Here is a 17938-nt window from a genome sequence, read left to right on the forward strand (position 1 = left end):
CCCCCGTCTGACCCTCATCTTTGCTCTCAGAAAGTTGTTGTTGCCGCACGGCGGCGTCTCTTAGAGGGGAATGCGATGCGTCTTGATCGCCTCACCAGCAAGTTCCAGCTTGCCATCTCCGATGCCCAGTCACTCGCACTGGGTCGTGACCACCAGTTCATCGAACCCGTCCACCTGATGACAGCCCTGCTCAATCAGGATGGTGGCTCCATCCGTCCACTGCTCACCCTGACCGGGCTGGACGTCAATGCCCTGCGCTCTCGCCTGGGTGAAGAGCTCGATCGCCTGCCCCGCATCAGCGGTGTGGACGGCGACGTGCAACTCTCCCAGGCCCTTGGCCGCCTGCTCAACGTCTGCGACAAGCTGGCCCAGCAGCGCAAGGATCAGTTCATCTCTTCCGAGCTGTTCGTGCTGGCCGCCCTCGACGACAAGGGCAACCTTGGTGAGGTACTGCGTGGCCAGGGGCTCAGCAAGGAGAAGCTGGAAGAGGCCATCGACAAGGTACGCGGCGGCAAGAAGGTAGACGACGCCAACGCCGAGGAGAACCGCCAGGCCCTCGAGAAGTACACCATCGACCTGACCGAGCGGGCCGAGCTCGGCAAGCTGGATCCGGTGATCGGTCGCGATGACGAAATTCGCCGCACCATCCAGGTGCTGCAACGTCGCACCAAGAATAACCCTGTGCTCATCGGTGAGCCCGGCGTCGGCAAGACCGCCATCGTCGAGGGGCTGGCCCAGCGCATCGTCAACGGCGAAGTGCCGGAGGGGCTCAAGAACAAGCGGGTCCTGTCCCTCGACATGGGCGCCCTGGTGGCCGGAGCCAAGTACCGGGGCGAGTTCGAGGAGCGTCTCAAGGCGGTGCTCAGCGATCTCGCCAAGGAGGAGGGCAACGTCATCCTCTTCGTCGACGAGCTGCATACCATGGTCGGCGCCGGCAAGGGCGAGGGGGCCATGGATGCCGGGAACATGCTCAAGCCTGCTCTGGCACGCGGTGAGCTGCACTGCGTCGGCGCCACCACCCTGGACGAGTACCGCCAGTATGTGGAAAAAGACGCCGCCCTGGAGCGCCGCTTCCAGAAGGTGCTGGTCGAGGAGCCGACGGTGGAGGACACCATCGCCATCCTGCGCGGCCTGAAAGAACGCTATGAGCTGCACCACCACGTACAGATCACCGATCCCGCCATCGTGGCGGCGGCCCAGCTGTCGCACCGCTACATCGCCGATCGCCAGCTGCCGGACAAGGCCATCGACCTCATCGACGAGGCGGCCGCCAGCATCCGTCTGCAGATCGACTCCAAGCCCGAGGCCCTCGATCGCCTGGAGCGGCGCATCATACAGCTGAAACTCGAGCAGCAGGCCCTGATGAAGGAGTCTGACGATGCCAGTCGCAAGCGACTGGAGCTCATCAACCAGGAGCTGGGCGAAAAGGATCGTGAATACAACGAGTTGGACGAGGTGTGGAAGGCCGAGAAGGCCGCCCTGGCCGGCACCCAGCACATCAAGGCGGCTCTCGAGCAGGCCCGCCAGGATCTCGATGTGGCACGCCGAGCCGGTGATCTGGCCCGCATGTCCGAGCTGCAGTACGGCCGCATCCCCGAGCTGGAGAAGCAGCTCGATCTCGCCACCCAGGCCGAGATGCAGGAGACCAGCCTGCTGCGCAACCGGGTCACCGATGTGGAGATCGCCGATGTGCTGGCCCGCTGGACCGGCATCCCGGTCGCTCGCATGCTCGAGAGCGAAAAAGAGAAGCTGCTGCGCATGGAGGATCAGCTCCATAGCCGGGTGATCGGCCAGAACGAGGCGGTCGACGCCGTCTCCAACGCCATCCGCCGCTCCCGCGCCGGCCTCTCCGATCCGAACCGCCCCATCGGCTCCTTCCTGTTCCTGGGACCGACCGGGGTGGGCAAGACCGAGCTGTGCAAGGCGCTGGCCGAGTTCCTGTTCGACACCCAGGACGCCATGGTGCGCATCGACATGTCGGAGTTTATGGAGAAGCACAGCGTGGCCCGCCTGGTGGGGGCGCCTCCCGGCTACGTGGGCTATGAGGAGGGGGGCTATCTGACCGAAGCGGTACGCCGCCGCCCCTACTCGGTGATCCTGCTCGACGAGGTAGAGAAGGCCCACCCGGATGTGTTCAACATACTGCTGCAGGTACTGGATGATGGCCGCCTCACCGACGGCCAGGGTCGCACGGTCGATTTTCGCAACACTGTGGTGATCATGACCTCCAACCTCGGCTCGGATCTCATCCAGGAGCACCACAGCGAGAAGGACTACGACGAGATGAAGGCCCTGTTGATGGAGGTGCTCGGGCGCAGCTTCCGCCCCGAGTTCATCAACCGGATCGACGAGACAGTGGTGTTCCACCCCCTCGGCGAGGATCACATCAAGTCCATCGCCCGCATTCAGCTCAAGGGGCTGGTGGCCCGTCTCGAGCAGCAGGGGTTCCAGGTGGAGGTCAGCGAGGAGCTGCTCAGTCGCCTCGCCCACGCCGGCTTCGACCCTGTCTACGGGGCGCGCCCCCTCAAGCGCGCCATCCAGCAGAAGGTCGAGAACCCGCTCGCCCAGGCCATCCTCTCCGGCCGGGTAGTACCGGGCAAGCTGCTGCGCCTGGGGGCTGACGGCAATGGGCTCACCCTGAGCCAATAAATAAAAAGACGCCGGCAATATGCCGGCGTCTTTTTATATTCAAGGGCTTATTGGGAGACAAAGCCCCCCTTGCTGACCGGGGCGGCGCCGACTTTCTCGAGACGCTGCGCCTCTACTTCAACCCGGTTCCAGCTGTGATCCACCTCGCCATAGAGGCGAATGGTATCGTTAGGTCCCACCTCCTGGCCACACCAGACATCCCCGTCGATTTCGACCTCCACCTCACCGCTGGCATCGCGCAGCAGATAGTTTTCCCCCCCCAGATGCTTGACCAACTTGCCCTCCAGGGTCACCCAGCTGTCATCGGCTGCCTTTTTGACCTGGGCGGCGCTCACCGCATTCTGGTGCTGTTCACCGGTAAACGCGGCCTGGGCGGCACCACTCAGGGAGAGCATCAGGATCAGGGCGGCGGGCATCATCTTGTTCATCGTTCGACTCCTCATTGGTAATGAGGCCATTCTCGAGGGGCCGCCGTGAAACCCTCGTGAAAAAATGCGAGGGGAATCGCTTTTTCTCATCGGACCACTCACCTCCCCCAAGAATCTTGTTTAGGATGAAACCGATCAATCACTTCCCGTATTGATCGGCACCATAAACGAAGCAGGGTCAGAAAGAACCCTGACCCCATACTTAGAGACAACAATAATGAAAAAAATGCTGATAGGCCTGTTCGGGCTTGTGGCGGTATCTGCCCATGCGGCAGGCCCCCAATTTACACGTATCGTTATGTTCGGCGACAGCCTCTCCGACACCGGAAAGATGTACGCCAAGATGCACGGTTACCTCCCCTCGAGCCCCCCCTATTATCAGGGACGCTTCAGTAACGGTCCGGTCTGGCTGGAGCGGCTTCAGGAGCGCTTCCCCGGGCTCAAGGTCGTCAACGAAGCCGAAGGGGGCGCCACTGCGGTGGCTTACAACAAGCTGGGCTGGCTCAATATCTGGGCCTGGGATCCCAAGTATCAGGTGATCAATAACCTGGACTATGAGGTCACCCAGTTCCTCAAGAAGGATCGCTTCAACCCCGATGACCTGGTGATCTTCTGGGTCGGTGCCAACGACTATCTGGCCTACGGCTGGAACAAGGAGGAGGACGCTCGCCGGGTACGCGACAGCATTCAGGATGCGGCGAACCGGGTAGTGATGCAGGGGGCCAAGCAGGTGCTCTTCTTCAACCTGCCGGATCTCGGCTCCGCCCCCTCGGCGCGCAGCCAGAAGGTGGTCGACAAGGTGCGCCATGTCTCTCGCTACCATAACCAGTTGCTGCTCAACCTGACCCGCCAGCTCGCCCCCACCGGGGCTGTTCAGCTGTTCGAGATCGACAAGCAGTTTGACGAGATGCTGCAAAACCCCGAGCAGTTTGGCCTGACCGATACCCAGAATCCCTGCTACGACGGCGGCTATCTGTGGAAGCCCTTCTCCGGTAATACGAGTGCCCCCAGCACCATCACGACGGCACAGAGACTGGCTATCGCTGGTAACCCCTTGTTGGCTCAAGCCGTCGCCTCTCCGGGCAGCCGCACAGCCTCTCGCGAGTGTGGTGGCAAGATGTTCTGGGATCAGGTACACCCCACCACCCTGGTGCACTCAGCCCTGGCCGAGCGGGCCGGCGACTTTATCGAGCGCAACTACGAGTATCTGGCTCACTAACCCGACGAGGGCCGGCACTGTCCGGCCCTTTTTCCCTCTGCGTCACATAAACCGCCAGAACAAAGCTCCCTTCGACACCTTTCGTTGTTTTTTTGTATCCGGGCGTTAATATTGATGGGTTCATGTTTATCGCTGTCGTGAACCGAGGCCTCGTACGAGGGCCCCGTCACAATCAAAGCTAAAGCAGAGGCAACCCATGAAAAAGAGCGTAGTGGCCATCCTGATCGCCGGCTCCCTCACCGCCACGGTACAGGCAGCAGGACAGGACAACACCTGGTATGCGGGCGGCAAGCTCGGTTGGTCCAACTTCTATGGAGTCGACCGAGACTCGGCATTCACCGGTGCGACCATCACCGATGAGAGTAAAGACGATGTGGGTCTCGGTGCACTGGTCGGCTATCAACTCAACAAGAATGTCGGTTTCGAGCTGGGCTATGACTGGCTCGGCAAGTACAAATACACCGCCAGCCTGGGTGGCATCACCGATACCGACGAGGTGAGCGCCCAACTGGCCCAGCTCTCCATGAAACTCGGCATTCCGGTCAGCGACGCCTGGGATATCTATGCCCGTCTGGGTGGCGCCTATGTGTTTGCCGACAGCAAGCAATTCCACAACGATGATGGTGGCGCCTTCCTCGGTGCTCTGGGCGTTGAATACGCCATCAATCGCGACTGGGCCGCTCGCTTCGAATACCAGTACACCACTCCCATCGGCAACGATGATGTCCGCGACACCGGCGTCGGTATGGATAACGGCCTGCTCTCCCTGGCCATGGTCTATCGCTTCGGCCAGGCGGCCCCGGTTGCACCGACCCCGGTCCCGACTCCGGCTCCGGAGCCCCAGATGGTCGAGAAGCAGTTTACCCTCAATGCCGACGTACTGTTTGACTTCAACAAGCACACCCTCAAGCCCGAGGGCTATAGCGCACTGGACAGCCTCTATGAGCAGATCAAGGCCGAGCGTCCCAAGGATGGCACGGCTGCGGTCATTGGCTATACCGACCGCATCGGCTCCGATGGCTACAACAAGGCCCTCTCCGAGAAGCGTGCCCAGACCGTTGCCAGCTATCTGGTGAGCAAGGGGATCCCGGCCGACAAGGTGAGCGCCGAGGGTCGTGGCAAGGCCTCTCCGGTCACCGGCGACAGCTGCACCAGCAAGAGCAAGCGTGAGCTGATCGTCTGCCTGGCACCGGATCGCCGCGTCGAGGTCATGGTACAAGGGGTTGCCGACACCCAGCAGTGATCGTCCCCCAACAACAAGAAGCCGGGCAATTGCCCGGCTTTTTCGTCAGTAGCGCACCACCTCGCTGGCAATCTCGTCGAGCAGCTGGTTCCACCCCTTGGCGAGCTCGCCGACCAGGGCATTGTAGCCATCGGCAGGGAGTGGCCGCACCTGGCTGAAGGGACGATCCAGCAATACCCGGCCATCTGCGGCCTCCAGACTCCAACGACCGCTCAGCACTGCCATCCCGTCGTGGCGACCGGCAAACTGTTGCAGGCGAATGGCCAGGCGATTGCCACTGCCACCGCTCTCGCGCAGCGCCCAACCGGGTAGACGGCTGGAGAGGCCGCTGAGGGTCAGCTGCTCGAGCTGGTCATCCAGCGTTCCGGCCCACCGATGGCGCTCGGTGAAGGTGAGTTCGTGTCCTTCCAGCTCATAGACCAGGCTCACCGAGTCCACCTGCTCCGAGATGGCGAGGGGGGCAAGCCTCAGTTCATGCCGGGGCGTCGTCGAGAGCGCCTTGCCCTGGGGCAGACCGAGCGAGTAGTAGTGCACCGTGGGCACATTGGCAGAGCAGGCCCCCAGTCCGAGGGCCAGGAGCAGTATGGTCATACGGCGGGTCATCGTTCACCTCGTTTCGGCTGGGGATCCGGGTTGCTGTTGCGATCGAAGATGAGCGCATTGGGTTGTTCGTTGAGGGAGCGCACCAGGGGTTGCAACTCACGCAGCATCTGGTTGAGGGCCGAGATAGACTTTTGCAACTCCCGGTTGGTTCGGGATTCGCCGTCATAGCTCTGCAGGGTCTGCTGCAACTGGCGCAGACTCTGGTTGAGGGAGTCGGGCAGTTCGCGGGTAGCCTGCTGGCCGGTCAACTTATCCAGGTTGTTGCTGACGGAGCGCACGCTCTGCAGCGTCTTGTCCAGGGTGGCCAGAGTCTGGTTCACCTGGACCAGAGTGTGCTCCACATCCATATCGGCAAACTTGTCGAGAATCTTGTTCACCTTGCGCTCAATTTGGTCAAACCCGGCGGTCACGGTCGGGAAGACTGGCATCTTCTTGATCATCATCGCCTTGTAGGGGGCCGTCTCGTTGTAGAAGTTGAGATCGATGATCTTGCCGCCGGTGAGCAGGCTCGAGGTCTTGACCGAGGCGCGCAGCCCCTGGCGGAATTGCTGCTCGAAGAGTTTGCGCCACTGGTCGTGGTCCGAGTCGGCATAGCGGTGGCTCAGACGCTGCACCTCGATACGGGCCAGCACGGGAATGGTGTGCTTGTTAAAGGTGTTGTAGATCTTGTCATCGACGATATAGGGCACAGAGACCACGGTCCCGACCCGGATCCCGCGATACTGGACCGCCGCCCCGGGATGGAGCCCTGCCAGGCTGTCCTGGAACAGGAAGACATAGTTGATGAACTGACTGAGATTCCCCTCCAGTACGCTGGCCTGATCCTTGAAGAGCGTGAAGTCGCTGTGATCCTTGACCGGCTCTCCCGCACTCCAGCCGTCGGGCAAGCCCATGGTGATCCCCCCGTCGAGCAAGGTCTCCAGAGAATCCATCTTCACCTTCATCCCCTCGCTGCTGACCGAGACCTCGAAGCCCGGGGTCATCCAGAAGCGGCTGTTGCTGTTCACAAGTGAGTCATAGGGCGCCCTAATGAAGATCTTGTACTCCATTCTCGCCTTCTCGGGAATGAAGTTCATCTGCTCGACCTGGCCGATGGCAAACCCCTGGAACTGGACCGGAGAGCCGATCCCCAGGGCACGGGTGTCGCTGCTGGTCAGCGTGAGGTGCAACCCCTTCTGATCGTTGGAGGCGAGAGGTGGCGTGTCCTGCACCTGATAACGCCGCTTGGCCTTGCCACTCTTGCCCGGTGAGAGCTCGATATAGGAACCCGAGAGCAGGGTGGAGAGTCCGGACACACCTTCGCGACCGACCCTGGGCTTGACGAGCCAGAACAGGCTGTCTCCCCGCAGCATGTCGGCCGCCGGCTTGTTAATGCGAGCCTGCAAGATGGCGTGGGAGAAGTCCTCGCTCAGCTCGACGCTCTCGATCCGCCCGATGTCCACATCACGGGCACGGATCGGGGTCTTGCCCGCCACTATGCCCTCGGCACGGGCCACCGTCAGGGTCACCAGGGGTCCCTGCTCATACCAGTGCTGGAACAGCATCCAGCCCCCCATCAGCAGGGCTGCCAGAGGCACCATCCAGATGGCGGCGGCGGAGCTCAGAAAATCCGAACCCGCCTTCCAGCGTTTCTTGCGCTCACTCAAGGTCGCGTTCTCCTTCTTGAAGATCCCAGATGAGACGGGGATCGAAACTCATGGCGGCGATCATGGTGATGATCACGACACCGGCAAATGAAATGGCCGCGGGGCCGGGGTAGATAGTCATCAGATTATCGAGGCGGATCAGCCCGGCGAGGATGGCCACCACGAAGACATCGATCATCGACCATCGCCCCACAAACTCGGTCATGCGATAGAGCCTCAGACGAGCCAGAGGATCCCTGATTCGTCCCGAATGTGTCTGCCAACATAACCAGTAGAGGGCGATCAACTTGGCCAGGGGGACCACCACGCTGGCCAGAAAGATGACGGCCGCGATGGGATAGGAGCCGAGCCCCCAGAGCAGCATCACACCGCCCAATATGGTGGAGGGGCTGGTATCCCCCAGGAAGACGGTATCCATAATGGGATAGAGGTTGGCCGGGATATAGAGGATGGTGGCCGTCATCAGCAGCGCCAGGGTACGCTGCAGACTGGCCGGCTTGCGACTGTGCAGGCGACTGCCGCAGCGAGCACAGTGGGCCTGCTCACCGCTACCGAGGGCGCCACAGACATGGCAGCCAATCAGGTTGGCCTCACGGGCCGTGCGCTCCTCATCCTCGGCGAGCGTCACCTCGACGGGGCCAAAGAGATGGAGCCACAGCCAGTGAATATCCAGGGTCGAGATGGTCTTGATCAGCATCAGGGTGTAACCGACGAAGGCCCAGAAGCCCCCTCCCATGGCGATATCCGCCATGCCCATCAGCTTGACCAGGGAGATGAGCACCCCGATAAGGAACACATCGACCATCAACCAGGGGCGGATCCGGCACAGGGCTCGCCCCAGAGAGCGCACCGCTCCCGGATGCAGGTTCTTGTCCAGACGCCAGACCACCAGCATGAGTGAGCCGATATAGACCAGCGGGAAGCCGATCAGAGTCAGGCTCAACACCACGGCCAGGAAGAGATATCCCGCATCGACCAGGGCCGTGATGGTCTGCAAAAAGGTCATCTCCCGCCCCAACCCATGGCTGGAGAAGGACATAAAGGTGAAGCTGTTGGCCAGCAGAAACATGATCAGGGTTGCCAGACCATAGGCCAGGGGCCGCAGACGGGGATGGCTGTGACAACGTACCATGGTGTGGCCGCAGCGGGGACAGTGTGAGGCCTCACCCGGCCGTAACTCGGCCGCCGGGATCAACTGGTCACACTCCTCACAGGCGCAGGCGTCATGACGAAAGGCGGGGACATCCGAATGAAGAGACAAGCGCTTCCCTAACTGGCGACAAAATAACAGCCGCGATTATCGCAGCGATGGACTCATCAAACCAGAGTGAAGCCTGAACCACAGGAGTGGCGCGGCGGCAAGGCCACCAGATTGGCTTTGACAAGGCCCAGACCATTTAGCACAATCAAGCGCCACTTCCAATTTTTCCGCGGGACAATAACTTATGACAACCGAATCCCCCAGCTACTCCACCATTGAGCAGGCATTCTCCCTGGGTAATGGTCAGGACTCAGCCCTCAACTGGCTGCGCAAGAACCGCACCCCCGTCGCCATCTTTCTGGTCAGCGGCATCAAGCTGGAAGGTATCATCAGCGGTTTTGACCAGTACAGCGTACTGCTGACCGACGCCCACGGTAACCAACAGCTGGTCTACAAGGCCAAGATCTCCACCATTGCCATGCACTCCGGCCGCCCCCAGGTCAGCATTCAGCGTGCCCGCAAGCCGCGTGTGACCATGTCTCCCCGCCCCTACGGCAGCGCCCGTGGTGACGAGAGCAACGATCAGTAACGCCTCCTCTCCCCGTTACCGCAGTTCCCGCCGGTAACGGGGTATTGCCCTCACTCCCTGACCACATCTTCGTGCGTCACCCCATGTCAGGTGAGGGGGAATGAGTGACTCCACAACAAGGATTGCAGATAGGGCGTCACCAGAGCGCCGGGCTCTGTCCCCAGAGGATGGCAGAGGGTCTTCAACGCCTCCCAGTGACCATGCTCATAGGCATCCACCACCCGATAAAGCTCAAACAGCGGCCCCTTGCGCTCTTCCATCGCCTGCCGCACGCCTTCGGGCAATTGTCCGTAGAGACGCGAGGGCAGCAGCTCCCGCTCCATGGCGATGCCGACCAGAAAGGCCCAGCTCTTCCCCTCCCCCTGCAGATGGCGCTCGGCCAACAGCTCACAGAAGCGTCCCTTGGAAATCGCCATACGACTGCATACCTCGGGCAGATGCCGGCTCTGACGGGCCAACCCGTAGACCAGTACAAACTTGCGCAGCTCCTCCTCTCCCAGGTAGGAGAAGGCTCTGGCCACCGAGGTAATGGGAGTGACGTGCTCGAAGCCGGATGAGTTGACATAGGCCAGCAGTTGCCCGGGCAGGAAGGTATCTTTCTCCAACAGGGCGGCGACGCGGGAGAAGGAGAACCCTTCAAGACAGATGAGCTGCAAGATTTCCTGCACCACATGCTGATCCGGCTCATCCTCCCTGCGATGAACCAGCATGGGGCGATCCAGAAATCCCCCCGCGAAAAACTCCACCCCGGCATCGCGCAAAGGGATGAAATCTTGCCAGGCGCAGATCCCCATCACCAGCCGCTTGTGATCCACCGGCTCACTGCACCCTTCCTCGCCGAGCTCGAAGACGTGCAACTGAGCAACAGCCTGCCAACGCTCATGAAGACGGGCATGGTGCACCGCCAAACGCCGACGGCGGGAGCGCCACTCCTGCAACACGGGAAAGGCGGCGGGTAACCGCTCGGCACTGGCTTGTAGCAGAGGGATGAGATCGGCATCGAACAGCAGGGGGCGTTGCTCGTCGAGTGCCTGATAGGAGAAGGGCAGCAGATATTGCCGCCCTTGTGCCAGTAACCGGGTATGAGTGACCAGCCACTCCCAATCCCTCTCCGACAACTCCCGGCGGGGGTAATCCAGGCCATAGGCGACCAGCCCGAGACGACGGTTGAAGACAGGAAAACGACGGATCAGCATGGGCACCTCACTCGAATGAGAAGCTTCGCGCCCTCCCGGCCTGTTTGGCACCATAGAGTGCCTGATCGGCCTGGTTCATCAGACTCGGCCAGTCGTTGCCACTGAGGGGCGTCACATAACTGAAGCCTATGCTCACTGTGACAAAATCGGCAACCCGGGAACCCGGATGTGGTATTGCAAGATGTTGGATCTCCTGATGAATCCGCTCGGCCAAACGCTCAGCCTCACCTCGGGAGGGGGCGTAGAGCAGGATGGCAAACTCCTCTCCACCGTAGCGGGCCACCAGATTGGCCCGGCGCCGCTCACACTGATGAAGCACCTGGGCCAGCATGTGCAGGCAGCGATCCCCCTGGGGATGACCCAGGGTATCGTTGTAGGCCTTGAACTCGTCCACATCCAGCATCAGCACAGCCAGCTGGCAACCATCCCGGCGCGCCCGCTCCCAGGCGCCGGTGAGAAAGAGATCCCAATGACGGCGATTGGCGATGCCGGTCAGGGGATCCTCCAGGCTCATCGCCTCTAGCTGGCGATTGGCCAGGGCCAGGGCCTGATTCGCCTCGGCCAGCTCACGGGTTCGCTCGCTGACCCTCAGCTCCAGCTCCTGGTTGAGGCGGCGCAGCGCCTCCTCGGTACGCTGGCGGATCAAGAGTTGGGAGAGGCTGGCGGCAAACTGTTTGAAGATCTCGCAGTAGTAGTTCTTGGCTGGCCTGCGATGCAGCAGGTTATCGGCGGCTATCCAGCCGATAGGGCGCTCGTCATGCCAGAGGGAGACCATGGCATTCCAACCCCGTCCCACCACCCGCCGCTCGTAGTAGAGAGGCACATCGTCCAGCAAAACCACATAGTCCTTGCTGCTCAACGCCTGCTGCACCACAGGGTGGTCTGGAATGGCGCTGACGTAGGTGGACTCGTCGGTGAGGCTACCGAACTCATCGGTGCCCCAAGTACCACGCATCGTCCTGCGCTCCTCGTCGATGAGGAAGATGGCCAGGCGATCGATCTGCAGCTTGCTGCGCGCCTGCAACACGGCCTCGCGCAGCAAGTCACGCTCACTGCCACACCCGGCCAGGTGCACACTCACCTCATGCAGGGAACGAAGCAGCGTCAGGAAGGTCTCCTGCACCTGCAGGCTGAGATCGAGATCCCGCCGCACATGGCGCAGCTGGTCGCGCTCCTCGTCGATACAGCCACTGAGAAAGCGGGCCTCCAACTCGGCGGCCAGGTACTGGGCAAGCAATTGCAAGGGATAACGCTGACTGGCGGCAAAGCGATCCACCCGGCGGCGGGTCTCGAGATAGATGACACATTCGAACTGTTCGGTGCGCTTGAGAGGAATGGCACAGCGGATGAGGTTCAGCGGCCCCTCTGCCTCATCCCAGGCCTCTGCCAAGGGGGTGAACGCGTCGCAACGCAGACTCCCCGAGCTCAGGGAGGAGGCCAGAAAATCGGCGGGCGGATCACCGGCCGGGCACTGGCCAACCAGAGTGCCGGAGTGGGTTAACCAGAATTGGCGCTGCTGTGGCATCAACAGCACCAGGCCGACAAGATGGGCGTCGGTCTTCTCGCGAATGGCGCCCAACACCACAGTACAAAGCTCCTCCAGGCTGCTGTACTCCTCCGGTACCCACTCCTGCATTGCATCATGCTCCCTGCTCAGAACAGCGGGAGTTTAGTCTCTTTCGAAACCCAAAACCGATTTGGTCACTAAAAATTCGATCCAAGCCGCATTATTTTTCAAGCAGCCCCAGCTCCTGCATGACCTGACGGATCCGCACCTTGGTGGCCTCCCCAAGCGGCATTACCGGCAGACGACACTCCTCGCTGCAGAAACCGAGCAGGGAGGCCGCATACTTGGCTCCGGCCGGACTCGGCTCGGCAAACATGGCCTGATGCAGGGGGATCAGCCTGTCTTGCAGCGCACGGGCCTCTTCCCAGCGACCCGCCAGGGTCAGGTTCTGTACCTCGGCCACCATAGCCGGGGCCACGTTGGCGGTCACAGAGATACACCCCGTTCCTCCCCCCACGTTATAGGCCACGGCGGTGGCATCCTCGCCGGAGAGCCAGCTGAAGGGCTTCTTGATCAGCTGGCGCTCAAGCCAGGGGCGTGCCAGATCACCGGTGGCATCCTTCACCCCAAGGATGCGCGGCAGCTCGGCCAGCCGGGCCAGCGTCTGGGGCTGGATGTCGACGATGGCACGGGGCGGAATGTTGTAGAGGATGATGGGCAGCTCGGTGGCGTCGTGCACCGCCTTGAAGTGGTGATAGAGCCCCTCCTGATTGGGACGGTTGTAATAACCGGCCACATGCAGGGTCGCATCGGCCCCGGCCCGCTCCGCATGACGGGTATACTCGATGGCCTCCACCGGATTGTTGGAGCCGGCCCCGGCGATGACGGGGACACGCCCCGCCACCTGCTCAACCACGACCTCGATCACCCGGCAATGCTCGTCATGGGTCAGGGTGGGGCTCTCTCCCGTGGTGCCCACCGGCACTATGCCATGGGTTCCCTGCTCCACATGCCACTCCACCAGACGCCGCAACGCCTCCTCGTCCAATCGGCCATCACGAAACGGGGTGATCAGGGCAACTATCGATCCTTGAAACATGAAAACTCCTTGTGGGGTATGAAGATAAACTCGGGTAAACAAAAACCCCGGCCTGCCTGTGGCGCGACCGGGGTTGCTATGGGAAACAAGACTCGGGATTTATGCGCGCAACTGGGCCGGCCCCAATTTTTTCAGGGCTTTCAAGGGCTTTCGTTTCAACACGCGGATTATCATTCGCGATTCCTGCTTAAAAAGTAGCTTTCCGCATCTTTTGGCAAGGCGCCCCAAATGTCAAGCGCCGCAAGCCATGTATAATAAGCGCCCCTCAATGCGGAGAGATGTGATGAGCAGCCTGAGCAATGTCAGTGAAATGTTGGAGCGTAACCTGGAGCTTTTCGCCGGAAAGCGACTGCTGGTTTGCGGCCTGCTGGAGGATGATTTGCCGCTCCTGCTGCGCCCTCATGTTGCCACCATGACGCTCTTCACCACCGACTACAGCTACTACCGTCGTTATCGGCCTCTGCTGGGAGAGGGGATCCTGTTCGGCCATTGCCTCCCCGACGACGCCTCTTACGACGCCCTGTTGCTGCTGCTGCCCAAGGCCAAGCAGGAGGGGCAATATCTGATGGCCATGGCTGCCCCCCTTCTTACTCCTGGCGCCGATCTGCTGATCGCCGGTGACAACAAGGGAGGAATCAATGGGGCCGACAAGCTGCTGGCACCCTATGGGGAGAAGCCCCTGAAGCGGGACTCCGCACGCCGAGCCTCCCTCTATCACTCCGAGCTGAGCAAACCGGTCTCCCCCTTCGACATCGAACAATGGGTAGGACGATACCGTTATGAGCTGGAGGGGCGCGCCCTCGAGATCCACGCCCTGCCGGGCGTCTTCAGCGCTGCCGAGCTCGACAATGGATCACGATTGCTGCTGCAACACCTGCCCCCTCTGAGTGGACGGGTGCTCGATTTCGGCTGCGGTGCCGGGGTGCTCGGCTGCGCTATGGGATTGAGCCACCCGGGGATCGAGCTCGAACTGGTGGACATCAATGCCCTCGCCCTGGAATCCAGCCGCCGGACCCTGGCGGCCAACGGCGTCGCGGCCCGGGTCTACCCCTCCGATGTCTACTCCGACATCCAGGGTAGTTACGCCCACCTCATCTCCAACCCCCCCTTCCATGCGGGGCTCAAGACCTTCTATGCCGCAACCGAGACCTTCCTCGCCGACGCTCGCTCCTACCTGCAGCCGGGGGGGGCTCTCACCATAGTCGCCAACGCCTTTCTGCGCTATCAGCCTATACTGCAACAGGGTTTCCGGCACACCGACACTGTGGCCGATGACAGGCGGTTCCGGATCTATCACTGCCACCAGTGAAGAAAAGTGCTCACCCGATAGCCAGCCGGAAAAGAGATCTGATAGAGTACTAATTACGCGCAAGTTACCCCGCAAGGGGTAATTTTTAATCGATTCATGAAAACCTTTTCAGCAGGAAGCAGGGGGAAGAGAGATGGCCGGACTACTCGCTATGGTACTGGCAGGAGGAGAAGGAACACGCTTGCAACCCCTCACCACCACACGCAGTAAACCCTCTGTCCCCTTCGGGGGGAGCTACCGCCTCATCGACTTCGTCCTCAACAACTTCGTCAATGCCGACTTCCTGCGCATCTATGTGCTGACCCAATTCAAGTCCCAATCCCTCTATCTGCATATGAAGAAGGGGTGGAACCTGGTCGGCATCACGGACCGCTTTATCGACCCGATCCCGGCCCAGATGCGCATGGGCAAGCGCTGGTATGACGGCACGGCCGATGCCATCTACCAGAACCTGCGCTTCATCGAGCTCTCCGAACCGGACCACGTGGCCATCTTCGGCTCCGACCATATCTACAAGATGGATGTGAGTCAGATGGTGGCCTATCACAAGCAGAAACAGGCGGCCATGACGGTGGCGGCACTGCGCATGCCCCTCAAGGAGGCCAGTGCCTTCGGAGTGATCGAAGTGGATGCCGAGGGGAGGATGATCGGGTTTGAAGAGAAGCCCAAGCACCCCAAGCCGATCCCCGGAGACCCCGAGTGGGCCCTGGTTTCCATGGGCAACTATCTCTTCGAGACCCAGACTCTCTACCGCGAGCTCAAGCTGGATGCCGCCAAGGAGGAGTCGAGCCACGACTTTGGCAAGGACATCATCCCCGACCTCTTCCCTCGCGCCCCCGTCTATGTCTATGACTACAGCACCAACCTCATCCCCGGAGAGCCGGGCAGAGTGTACTGGCGCGATGTGGGTACCCTGGACGCCTACTGGCAGGCGCACATGGATTTGGTGGCCGACGAGCCCCTCTTCTCCCTCTACAACCGCAAGTGGCCACTGCACACCTACTACCCGCCCCTGCCACCGGCCACCTTTGTGGATACGGAGCACTGCAAGGTGAAGATCGCCAATGCCCTGATCGCCGGCGGCTGCCTCATCCAGGGCAGCACCATACAGCGCACCATTTTGGGTTTTCGCTGCAATATCGGGGCCTGCAGCCACATCAGCGAATCGGTCCTGCTGGGGGATGCCAAGATCGGTGAGGGGTGTGTCATCCGTCGGACCATCATCGACAAGAATGTTGAAATTGCGCCGGGTACGGTGATCGGTGAAAATCTCGACCATGACAGAGAACGATTCACCGTCTCCGAAGGTGGTATCGTCGTGGTTCCCAAAGGAGCAAGAGTTGGTTACTGATCCCCTGAAGATCCTGTTTGTCGCCTCGGAAGTGGAGGGGTTTGCCAAGACCGGCGGTCTGGCCGATGTTGCACGGGCCCTTCCCCTCAGCCTGATCGAACAGGGCCACGACGTCATCGTGGTGATGCCCTACTACAAGAGCATGAAGCACAGGGAGCAGGCGACCCTGCTCGCCACGACCCAGCTGATGGTACCGGGCGGCGATCCCATCCCCTTCCGCATCCTGCGTCTGCAGCAGGATGGCCTGATGCTCTATCTCATCGACTGTCCGCGCTTCTTCGAGCGTGAACAGCTCTATGCCGAGAATAATCAGGCGTATGACGATAACGGAGCCCGCTTCGCCTTCTTCTGCGCCGCCGCGCTCCACAGCTGCGAGGTGACTGGCTTTCGCCCCCATATCGTTCATTGCAACGACTGGCATACCGGCCTGCTCCCCATGCTGCTGCGTACCCGTTACGCCCACTCCCTCTTCTTCGACGGCACCCGCAGCGTCATCAGCATTCACAATGCGGCCTTTCAGGGCATCTTCGATCACAGCCAGCTCTGGATGGTGCCCGAGATCGTCGGGCAATACGACCGGGTGGGACAGCCGGCTGGCGCCCCCGTCAACTTCCTGCGCTGCGGGGTCTGCTTTGCCGACAAGATCAATGCGGTCAGCCCCAACTATGCCCAGGAGCTACTGACTCATCTGGGTGCCCATGGCATGGCTCAAGCCTTTCACGCCCGGGCCGACGATCTGTGTGGCATCATCAATGGCTGTGACTACCGGGACTGGGATCCCGCCACCGATCACTACCTGCCAGCCACCTACAGCGTCGATGATCTTGCCGGCAAGGCCGTCTGCCGTCGCCAGTTGCAACAAGAGCTGGGGCTGGAGGAGAGCTCCGTCGCCGTCTACGGCATGATCTGCCGGCTGACCGAGCAAAAGGGGGTCCCCCTCCTGATCCCGGCGCTGGAGAAATTCCTCCAGCACAGGGTGCAGGTGGTGATCGTCGGAACCGGCGATCCCCTGCTGGCGCAACAACTCACCCAGCTGGCGGAACGCCATCCCGGCCGTCTGGTGTTTCTCAACACCTACGACAACCGGCTCGCCCATCTGGTCGAGGCGGGGACCGACTTCTTCCTGATGCCCTCCCTGTTCGAACCCTGTGGCCTGAACCAGATGTACAGCCTCGCCTATGGCACCCTGCCGCTGGTGCGGGCCGTTGGCGGGCTCAAGGACACAGTGATCGACCTCAATCAGGATCCCCTGCATGCCAATGGGTTCTGCTTTGTGGAGCCCAACGCCGGAGCCCTGCTCGACACCCTGCGCCGCAGCCTGCTCTTCTTCCTGCAGGAACCGGAAGAGTTCAGACGCCTGCAGCGTAACGCCATGCTCACTCGCTTCTGCTGGGCTGAGTCGGTCAAGCAGTACGAGATCATGTACCGGGCGGCCCTGGCGAAGGTGGTGTAAGGGCTCGCGCGCAACATTTGAGCCATCGGCGCAAAAAACCCGGTCAGGAGCGAAGAAAGTCACCGCTTGCTGTTGACGACCTTTGAAAACTCTATAGAATGCCCCTCCGCAGCGATGCGAAGGTGGCGGAATTGGTAGACGCGCTAGCTTCAGGTGTTAGTGTCCCCCGGACGTGAGGGTTCAAGTCCCTCTCTTCGCACCATGACTGCCATGCCTGGCCGAGGCATGTGAATATCAACGGCAACACAATGTGCGAAGGTGGCGGAATTGGTAGACGCGCTAGCTTCAGGTGTTAGTGTCCCCCGGACGTGAGGGTTCAAGTCCCTCTCTTCGCACCATGCTTCTTCCAGAGCATGTAAATCTAACTGGAAACACAATGTGCGAAGGTGGCGGAATTGGTAGACGCGCTAGCTTCAGGTGTTAGTGTCCCCCGGACGTGAGGGTT

Annotated in this window: 14 protein-coding genes and 2 tRNA genes; 9 read left to right on the plus strand and 7 right to left on the minus strand. The window is 61.1% G+C overall.

Annotated features, from left to right (window positions below):
• Window positions 1–75 precede the first annotated feature (75 nt).
• A complete protein-coding gene (gene clpB, locus AB5Y48_RS19455) occupies window positions 76–2649 on the plus strand; it encodes an ATP-dependent chaperone ClpB (protein WP_224163032.1) in 2574 nt (857 codons plus the stop codon).
• Window positions 2650–2696: 47 nt separating this feature from the next.
• Here the strand turns inward: clpB and AB5Y48_RS19460 are convergent, their stop codons facing one another.
• A complete protein-coding gene (locus AB5Y48_RS19460; RefSeq protein ID WP_368165506.1) occupies window positions 2697–3077 on the minus strand; it encodes a YgiW/YdeI family stress tolerance OB fold protein in 381 nt (126 codons plus the stop codon).
• A gap of 217 nt (window positions 3078–3294) precedes the next feature.
• On the opposite strand from AB5Y48_RS19460, the gene AB5Y48_RS19465 reads away from it, so the two are divergent.
• On the plus strand, window positions 3295–4296 hold the full coding sequence (locus AB5Y48_RS19465) for an SGNH/GDSL hydrolase family protein (RefSeq protein ID WP_060587404.1): 1002 nt from the start codon (window positions 3295–3297) through the stop codon (window positions 4294–4296).
• Between the two features lie 196 nt (window positions 4297–4492).
• Window positions 4493–5539 carry a porin OmpA gene (gene ompA / locus AB5Y48_RS19470; RefSeq protein ID WP_050667878.1) on the plus strand — a complete coding sequence of 349 codons (1047 nt, stop codon included), beginning with the start codon at window positions 4493–4495 and terminating at the stop codon, window positions 5537–5539.
• 45 nt (window positions 5540–5584) lie between these two features.
• Here ompA and AB5Y48_RS19475 read toward each other — a convergent pair whose 3' ends face one another.
• Genes AB5Y48_RS19475 through AB5Y48_RS19485 form a run of 3 tightly spaced genes read right to left on the minus strand, consistent with a single transcriptional unit; the run spans window position 5585 to window position 9049 of the window.
• Window positions 5585–6142 (minus strand): membrane integrity-associated transporter subunit PqiC, encoded by a 558-nt coding sequence (locus AB5Y48_RS19475; protein ID WP_368165507.1) that lies wholly within the window; start codon window positions 6140–6142, stop codon window positions 5585–5587.
• A complete protein-coding gene (gene pqiB, locus AB5Y48_RS19480; RefSeq protein WP_050667880.1) occupies window positions 6139–7788 on the minus strand; it encodes an intermembrane transport protein PqiB in 1650 nt (549 codons plus the stop codon). Before pqiB ends, AB5Y48_RS19475 begins: the two co-directional genes overlap by 4 nt.
• On the minus strand, window positions 7781–9049 hold the full coding sequence (locus AB5Y48_RS19485; RefSeq protein WP_368165508.1) for a PqiA/YebS family transporter subunit: 1269 nt from the start codon (window positions 9047–9049) through the stop codon (window positions 7781–7783). Before AB5Y48_RS19485 ends, pqiB begins: the two co-directional genes overlap by 8 nt.
• Before the next feature lie 184 nt (window positions 9050–9233).
• Between AB5Y48_RS19485 and hfq the strand changes: the two genes are divergently transcribed.
• Window positions 9234–9578 carry an RNA chaperone Hfq gene (gene hfq, locus AB5Y48_RS19490; RefSeq protein ID WP_060587407.1) on the plus strand — a complete coding sequence of 115 codons (345 nt, stop codon included), beginning with the start codon at window positions 9234–9236 and terminating at the stop codon, window positions 9576–9578.
• An 86-nt stretch (window positions 9579–9664) separates the two neighbouring features.
• On the opposite strand, the gene AB5Y48_RS19495 is transcribed toward hfq, so the two are convergent.
• From AB5Y48_RS19495 to dapA, 3 genes are all read right to left on the minus strand, one after another.
• Window positions 9665–10774, minus strand: a complete 1110-nt coding sequence (locus AB5Y48_RS19495; protein WP_368165509.1) for an EAL and HDOD domain-containing protein — start codon at window positions 10772–10774, stop codon at window positions 9665–9667.
• Between the two features lie 7 nt (window positions 10775–10781).
• Window positions 10782–12410: a diguanylate cyclase gene (locus AB5Y48_RS19500; protein WP_368165510.1), complete on the minus strand. Its 1629-nt coding sequence runs from the start codon at window positions 12408–12410 to the stop codon at window positions 10782–10784.
• 91 nt (window positions 12411–12501) lie between these two features.
• Window positions 12502–13380 (minus strand): 4-hydroxy-tetrahydrodipicolinate synthase, encoded by an 879-nt coding sequence (gene dapA, locus AB5Y48_RS19505; protein WP_060587410.1) that lies wholly within the window; start codon window positions 13378–13380, stop codon window positions 12502–12504.
• Between the two features lie 280 nt (window positions 13381–13660).
• On the opposite strand from dapA, the gene rsmC reads away from it, so the two are divergent.
• From rsmC to AB5Y48_RS19530, 5 genes are all read left to right on the plus strand, one after another.
• A complete protein-coding gene (gene rsmC / locus AB5Y48_RS19510; RefSeq protein ID WP_368165511.1) occupies window positions 13661–14689 on the plus strand; it encodes a 16S rRNA (guanine(1207)-N(2))-methyltransferase RsmC in 1029 nt (342 codons plus the stop codon).
• 133 nt (window positions 14690–14822) lie between these two features.
• Complete coding sequence (gene glgC, locus AB5Y48_RS19515; RefSeq protein ID WP_050667887.1) at window positions 14823–16040, plus strand: glucose-1-phosphate adenylyltransferase; 1218 nt, start codon at window positions 14823–14825, stop codon at window positions 16038–16040.
• Complete coding sequence (gene glgA, locus AB5Y48_RS19520) at window positions 16030–17493, plus strand: glycogen synthase GlgA (RefSeq protein WP_368165512.1); 1464 nt, start codon at window positions 16030–16032, stop codon at window positions 17491–17493. The genes glgC and glgA overlap by 11 nt, the downstream gene beginning before the upstream one ends.
• A 116-nt stretch (window positions 17494–17609) precedes the next feature.
• A tRNA-Leu gene (locus AB5Y48_RS19525) sits at window positions 17610–17695 on the plus strand.
• A 50-nt stretch (window positions 17696–17745) separates the two neighbouring features.
• Window positions 17746–17831: transfer RNA gene (locus tag AB5Y48_RS19530), tRNA-Leu, on the plus strand.
• Window positions 17832–17938: the final 107 nt, after the last annotated feature.

It is taken from the genome of Aeromonas sp. R6-2, assembly GCF_040908155.1.
Taxonomy (GTDB): Bacteria; Pseudomonadota; Gammaproteobacteria; order Enterobacterales; family Aeromonadaceae; genus Aeromonas; species Aeromonas schubertii.

Excerpts from the sequence above, each read along its gene's own strand:
- clpB (WP_224163032.1), top strand. The coding sequence starts at position 76 with ATGCGTCTTGATCGCCTCACCAGCAAGTTCCAGCTTGCCATCTCCGAT.
- AB5Y48_RS19460 (WP_368165506.1), bottom strand. The coding sequence starts at position 3,077 with ATGAACAAGATGATGCCCGCCGCCCTGATCCTGATGCTCTCCCTGAGT.
- AB5Y48_RS19465 (WP_060587404.1), top strand. The coding sequence starts at position 3,295 with ATGAAAAAAATGCTGATAGGCCTGTTCGGGCTTGTGGCGGTATCTGCC.
- ompA (WP_050667878.1), top strand. The coding sequence starts at position 4,493 with ATGAAAAAGAGCGTAGTGGCCATCCTGATCGCCGGCTCCCTCACCGCC.
- AB5Y48_RS19475 (WP_368165507.1), bottom strand. The coding sequence starts at position 6,142 with ATGACCCGCCGTATGACCATACTGCTCCTGGCCCTCGGACTGGGGGCC.
- hfq (WP_060587407.1), top strand. The coding sequence starts at position 9,234 with ATGACAACCGAATCCCCCAGCTACTCCACCATTGAGCAGGCATTCTCC.
- AB5Y48_RS19495 (WP_368165509.1), bottom strand. The coding sequence starts at position 10,774 with ATGCTGATCCGTCGTTTTCCTGTCTTCAACCGTCGTCTCGGGCTGGTC.
- AB5Y48_RS19500 (WP_368165510.1), bottom strand. The coding sequence starts at position 12,410 with ATGCAGGAGTGGGTACCGGAGGAGTACAGCAGCCTGGAGGAGCTTTGT.
- dapA (WP_060587410.1), bottom strand. The coding sequence starts at position 13,380 with ATGTTTCAAGGATCGATAGTTGCCCTGATCACCCCGTTTCGTGATGGC.
- glgC (WP_050667887.1), top strand. The coding sequence starts at position 14,823 with ATGGCCGGACTACTCGCTATGGTACTGGCAGGAGGAGAAGGAACACGC.